Annotated in this window: 7 protein-coding genes; 6 read left to right on the top strand and 1 reads right to left on the bottom strand. The window is 72.4% G+C overall.

The genetic code is table 11. The features are described 5' to 3' along the window. The first annotated feature begins 74 nt into the window (after window positions 1-74). The 3 genes from ACNFOC_RS49845 (at window position 75) to ACNFOC_RS49835 (ending at window position 3,643) form a co-directional block, all read left to right on the top strand. Window positions 75-1,115 carry a rod shape-determining protein gene (locus ACNFOC_RS49845; protein ID WP_262057666.1) on the top strand — a complete coding sequence of 347 codons (1,041 nt, stop codon included), beginning with the start codon at window positions 75-77 and terminating at the stop codon, window positions 1,113-1,115. Continuing rightward, a complete protein-coding gene (locus tag ACNFOC_RS49840) occupies window positions 1,112-2,542 on the top strand; it encodes a sensor histidine kinase (protein ID WP_416965617.1) in 1,431 nt (476 codons plus the stop codon). Before ACNFOC_RS49845 ends, ACNFOC_RS49840 begins: the two co-directional genes overlap by 4 nt. Window positions 2,543-2,800: 258 nt before the next feature. Beyond that, window positions 2,801-3,643 carry an NAD(P)-dependent oxidoreductase gene (locus ACNFOC_RS49835; protein ID WP_416965616.1) on the top strand — a complete coding sequence of 281 codons (843 nt, stop codon included), beginning with the start codon at window positions 2,801-2,803 and terminating at the stop codon, window positions 3,641-3,643. A 1-nt stretch (window position 3,644) separates the two neighbouring features. Here ACNFOC_RS49835 and ACNFOC_RS49830 read toward each other — a convergent pair whose 3' ends face one another. Then, entirely contained in the window at window positions 3,645-4,139 is a 495-nt protein-coding gene (locus ACNFOC_RS49830) for a hypothetical protein (protein WP_416965615.1), read from the bottom strand. 16 nt (window positions 4,140-4,155) lie between these two features. Between ACNFOC_RS49830 and ACNFOC_RS49825 the strand changes: the two genes are divergently transcribed. The 3 genes from ACNFOC_RS49825 to ACNFOC_RS49815 form a co-directional block, all read left to right on the top strand. After that, window positions 4,156-4,335 carry a hypothetical protein gene (locus ACNFOC_RS49825; RefSeq protein ID WP_416965614.1) on the top strand — a complete coding sequence of 60 codons (180 nt, stop codon included), beginning with the start codon at window positions 4,156-4,158 and terminating at the stop codon, window positions 4,333-4,335. 103 nt (window positions 4,336-4,438) lie between these two features. Continuing rightward, window positions 4,439-4,933, top strand: coding sequence for a MarR family winged helix-turn-helix transcriptional regulator (locus tag ACNFOC_RS49820; protein ID WP_416965613.1), 495 nt, complete (start codon window positions 4,439-4,441; stop codon window positions 4,931-4,933). A 165-nt stretch (window positions 4,934-5,098) separates the two neighbouring features. Further along, the coding region (locus ACNFOC_RS49815) for a DsbA family protein (RefSeq protein ID WP_416965612.1) at window positions 5,099-5,781 on the top strand (683 nt) is incomplete at its 3' end.

Genomic DNA, 5,781 nt, shown 5'->3' with positions numbered 1-5,781 from the left:
CACCACCCCCGCACGATGCGAAGGAGGCCCGCCACCCGGCGAAGCCCCGGTCCGCGCTCTCGGGAGAACCTGCCATGACCGTCAGTCTGGAGCAGTTGCGACGCTGCCATTTCGCCGTCGACCTGGGTGCCGCCCGTACCCGCGTCTACGTGAAGGGCGCCGGGCTCGTCGTCGACCAGCCGTCCGCCGCCGCCGTGAACACGCGGACCGGCGCGCTGATCGCCGTAGGAGAGTTCGCGGAGAAGATGACGGGCCGTACGCCCGACTACATCCGGGTGGTGCGGCCCGTGTCCGGCGGGACCGTGGTCGACATCGAGATGGCGCAGCGCATGCTGCGGCACCTGATCGGCGACAAGGTCCGCCGCGCGCTGCGCCGCAAGCCCCGGCTGCGGGCCGCGGCCTGCACCCCGCACGACGCCGATCCGCTGGCGCAGCGCGCCGCGATCGAGACGCTGGTCGGGCTCGGCGCGCGCCGTGTGGAGCTGGTCGACACGCTGATCGCCGCCGCGGTCGGCTGCGGGCTGCCCGTCGAGCGGCCCGAGGCCACCATGATCATGGTGTGCGGGGCGGCCGCGACACAGGTCGCCGTCCTCTCGCTCGGCTCGATCGTCACCGCCGAACGCATCCCGGTGGGCGGCGAGGCCGTGGACCACGCGATCGTCCAACACCTGCGCCACGAACACGAGTTGATGCTGCCGAGCCAGTCCGTACGACCGCTTCAGGTCGCCCTGTCCGGCAACGGTCTCACCCCGCACGGCCCGACCACCACCGAGATCCACGGGCGGGACGTGGCGAGCGGCCTCGCCCGTTCCGTACGGGTCGACACCGCGGCCGTACGGGACGCGATCGAGACCCCGCTGACCGCCGTGCTCGACGGTATCGGCCGGGTGCTGCGCAACTGCCCGCCCGACCTGGTGGCCGACCTCGCCGACCGCGGGATCATGATGGTCGGCGGCAGCGCGCTGCTCCCCGGCTTCGACCAGATGCTGCGCGCGGCCACCGGCATGCCGGTGCACATCGCCGAGCGGCCCGACGTGTGCGCCGTACAGGGCCTGGGCTACATGCTGGAGGGCAAGATCGAGCCGCTGGTCCTGGACCCGCTGGCCACCACCTGAGCCCCGGCCCGGCCGAGGCGGACGGCGGCGTCCCCGACCTCTCCCGCCTCCTCGAAGCCGTCCTGAGCGTCGGTTCCGAGCTCGAACTGCGCACCACGCTCCAGCACATCGTGGACGGCGCGGCCGAGCTGACCGGCGCGCGGTACGCGGCGCTCGGCACGACGGACCCCGGGCAGGACGGCCTCACCGAGATCCGCGCCGGCGGGGCCGAACCGCCGCCCGCCGGGGTACTCAGCGTGCCGATCCACGTCCACGACGAGGTGTTCGGCCACCTCCACCTCGCCGGAAAGCGACACTCCGCCCCCTTCACCGCCGAGGACGAGCAGCTCCTGCACGTCCTCGCCGCCCAGGCCGGCCTCGCGATCGGCAACGCCCGCCTGTACGAGACGGCCCGGCAGCGCGAACGCTGGATCGAGGGCGCGGCGGCCGTCACCACCGCGCTGCTCACCGGCGAGACGGCGGCCGAAGCGCTGGCCACGGTCGCGGAGGGCGCCCGCGCCCTCGCCGACGCGGCCGCGGGCGTGATCCTCCAGCCCACGGCGGCGGGCGGCATGGAGATCGTCACCGCGTCGGCCCACGAGGACCCGGGCGACATCGTCGGTACGACCATCGAGCCCGGCAGCCCCGTCCTGGTCCAACTCCTGGGCGGCGAACCGGTGTTCATCGACGACTCGGCGACCGACCCCCGCATGACGACGCATGTACGGCACCGGTTCGGCCCGAGCATGATGCTCCCGCTCCAGGCGGACGGCCGCCTCATCGGCACCCTCGCCCTCCCCCGCCGCCCGGGCGACCGCCCCTACACGGCCGTGGAACGCCTGCTGGCGACGCAGTTCGCGTCCCAGGCCGCCCTCGCCCTGGTCCTGGCCGACGCCCAGCACGGCCGTGAACGCCTCGCGGTCTACGAGGACCGCGACCGCATCGCCCGCGATCTGCACGACCTGGTCGTCCAACGCCTGTTCGCCACCGGCATGATGCTGGAATCCACCCAGCGCAGAACCGGGAGGACGGACCGGGCCCACGAACTCCTCGGCCGCGCGGTGGACGAACTCCAGTCGACCATCCAGGAGGTCCGTACGGCGATCTACGCCCTGCAACAACCCCCGGCAGAAGCCCCAACCACCCTCCGCGGCAAGGTACTTCGGGAAACGGCCGGCGCCTCGGCCGTGCTCGGCTTCCAGCCCTCCACCCACTTCAAGGGCCCGGTGGACACCGTCGTCCCCGACCAGGTGGCGGCCCGACTCCTCGCCGCCCTCCGCCGGGCCCTCACCACCGCGTCCCAACGCGCCGCCGTCTCCCGCCTGGAGATCACGATCGACACGACGACACCCCTGCCGGACGGCAGGGGTGTCGTACGGCTGAGGGTGTACGACGACGGAGGGACCGCCGGCACGACGGTGGACTGGCAGTCGCCCCTGTCGCGGTAGCCGCGCGGACGGGTCTCAGTACGGCGGGAGTCGGGTCTCAGTACGGCAGGAGACGGGTCTCAATACGGCAGGAGCCGGCCCGAGGGCGTCCTGCGGTCGATGGTGTCGTCGCGAGGCGTAATGGGCCGACGACTGACGCGAACACGGATCTGTCGGTTCATGGCGCCCTCCCGAGGCTCATATCTCCTATGCCCCTCTCCTATGCCCCACACTCGTCCTCGCGACTCCCAACAACATCAAGTCCGTACGGTGAGACCCATGACGACCACGTTCACGCTTCTGCATCCAGGCGCCATGGGCGCGAAAACAGGCGGCGAGGCGACCCGTACGGGCACCCGGGTGCTGTACGTTCCCGCAGGCCGGAGCCCCGCCAGCCTCCAACGGGCCCGCGAGGCAGGTCTGGAGCCCGCCGAGTCCCTCGAATCCGCCCTGGCCGTAAGCGACTTCGTCCTGTCGGTCTGCCCGCCGCACGCGGCGGAGGACGTGGCGCACGAGGTCCTCACGCACCCGTTCCGAGGCGTGTACGTCGAGGCGAACGCGATCAGCCCGGACCGTACGAGGCGCATCGCGGCGGCGTGCGCGGAGCGCGGCGTACCGATGCTGGACGGCTCGATCGTCGGCGGCCCGCCCGGCCCGGGCAGCGCCCCGCGCCTGTACCTGAGCGGCGACGCAGGCCAAGTCGCGGACGTGGCAAGGGCGTTCAAGGACACGCGGGTCGTGGCCCGTCCGCTCGACGCCGGGATCGGTGCCGCGTCGGCGCTGAAGATGGCGTACGCCTCGTACCAGAAGTCCGCCCGCGTCCTGGCCGCCGTATCGCACGCCCTCGCCGCACACCACGGCGTGGCCGCCGAACTCGCCCGGGAGGCAGGCTCGTTGAGGTCCAACATCCTCGCCGAGACCGACCAGCTGCCGAGCGTCGCCGCCCGGGCCTGGCGCTGGGCACCGGAGTTGGAGGAGATCGCGGCAACTCTGCGTACGGCGGGGCTGCCTCCGGCGATGGCGGAGGGCGCGGCGACGGTGCTACGCCGGTGGACGGACGACAAGGACGCCTACGACCTGCCGCTGGAGGAGGTACTGGCCCACCTCCGGACGGAAGACTGACTCAGGGCGCCACCGTGGGCCCGATGCTCCGCAGCTCCTGCACGGTCCCCCCGAGCCGGGACCGGAACCCCTCCAGCAACTCGGGCACCGCACTCACGACCCAGCGCGTACCGACGAGATACTTGCCGCCGTAGACGGCGGCGCTGTCGAGCCAGGTCACCTTGAACCGCTCCTCGGGGAACGTGGTGATCCGGTACTCCCCCTGCTCCGTACGGCACAGCCCCTCGCGCAGCTCCTCCGCGTCGATCCGGATCTCGGCGGTACACCCGGTCAGCCCGGCGATCACTTCGACCTTGGCGGGTGCCACGACACCGGCCTCGGGGGCGGCGGTCACGGCGGTCCGCGTCGCCGCCGCCCGCTTACGGTCCGCGTCTCCGTCGCCCTCCCCGCCGCCGCACGCGACGGCCAGCGGAAGCAGGGCGAGCGCGGCGCCGCGACGGAGCCGGGATGTCTGTCCTCGGCGGGACGACGAGTGCTGTGTCTGGTGGTGGGTCACGGCAGGGGGTACGGGGGTGGCGCGGCAGCCGTTCAAGCCGTCCGCCGACCGCGGTGGAGGCGGCGCTCGATCAGCTGCGCCGGCAGAACGCGCGAGCCCCCTGCCCCCCTCGCCCGAGCACGACGCCCTCTACAAGGCCATGCTCCGCACCGCCCCGGCGGCCAAGACCGCACAGAAGCCCGACCAGAACAGCTGACCCCTGAGCGCCTCCACACCGACACCATTCCCCGGCGGACTCGAAGCCGCCCCAAGGCATGATCGGTACGGTGGCACCGGGACGATCAGAGGGGGACGCGACCGTGGGCGAGCAGACGGAGATCACGACGGCGAAACAGGCCGCGGACCACGAGCTGATCCTGGCGTTCGGCCGGCTACAGGGCGCGGCCAACCGGCTGGAGTACATCCTCGGCCGGGCACTCGAGGTGGAGTGCGGCATCAGCCACCTGACGTTCGAGGTACTGCTGATCCTCGGCCGGGCGGGCGAGCCGGGACTCTCCATGCGGGCCATCGCCCAGGAGCAGGTCCTGACCACGGGCGGCGCCACCCGGCTGGTGGACCGGATGGAGGCGGCCGAACTGGTCGAGCGGGCAGCGGATCCAGGCGACCGGCGCGCGCGACTGGTCCGGCTGACCGCATCGGGCGAGGAGACCGTCGTACGCGCGTCCCGGGTCCACCTGGAGAACATCAAGCGGTACCTCCTGGACCCCCTGCCCGCGGCGGACCGGAAGAGGTTCGCGGAGGATCTCCGCATCCTCAGCCACACGGCCCGGGACTTGCTGCCCCGCCTCCCCTGACCCACGGAGCGGCGGCGACGTCGACGCCGTCGCCGTGATGACGCGGCCATCCACCCCCCATGTGCCCCACCTCACACGAACCTCGAAATATCTGACGCGTCAGATACTGTTCTGTCAGGTGAATCGCTCGCAACCCGCGGGCGCACATCCCTGCCGAGGTCCCCGATGAAGCTCGTCTACGTCTTCGACGCCTATTGCGGCTGGTCGCACGGGTTCTCCGGAACACTGAGCGAGGTCGCCTCCCGCCACCCCGGACTACCGGTCGAGGTCGTCTCCGGCGGCCTGTTCACCGGGTCGCGCCGGGTACCCGTCCGCCAGTTCGGCTACGTCCAGGGCGCGAACGCCAAGATCGCCGAGCTGACCGGCGCCGAATTCGGCGAGGCGTACGAGCGGCTGATCGCCGACGGTTCCTTCGTAATGGACTCCGAGGCCGCCGCGCGCGGTGTCGCCGCCCTGCGCCAGGTCGCACCGGCCCGCGCGGCGGAGCTGGCGATCGCCCTTCAACGGGCCTTCTACGTCGACGGCCTGAGCCTGTCCGAGGCGGCCACCTACCGGAAGGTCGCCCAGGCCGCCGGGCTCGACGCGGATGCCGTCGTCGCCGCCTTCGAAGCACCCGGCGCACCGGCCGCGGCCCACGCCGACTTCCGCCGCGCGGTCCAGCTCGGCGTATGGACCAGCCCGTGGTCACCGACGGCCTCGCGAAGGAGTTCGGCGAGGACCGCTGCACGGACACGGCGCGGATCCAGCCCCGACGCGACCACCGGGCAGAACGGGCTGGTGCAGGCGCGGGTCTTCGCCGAGGTCGTCGACATCACCGGCATCGTGCTGACCAAGCTGGACGGGAACAG

Origin of the sequence: Streptomyces colwelliae, from assembly GCF_048158785.1 — a bacterium.
In the GTDB taxonomy this organism is placed as follows: domain Bacteria; phylum Actinomycetota; class Actinomycetes; order Streptomycetales; family Streptomycetaceae; genus Streptomyces.
The sequence above is the reverse complement of the archived record's forward strand: the minus strand, read 5'-3'. Positions and strand labels throughout refer to the sequence as shown.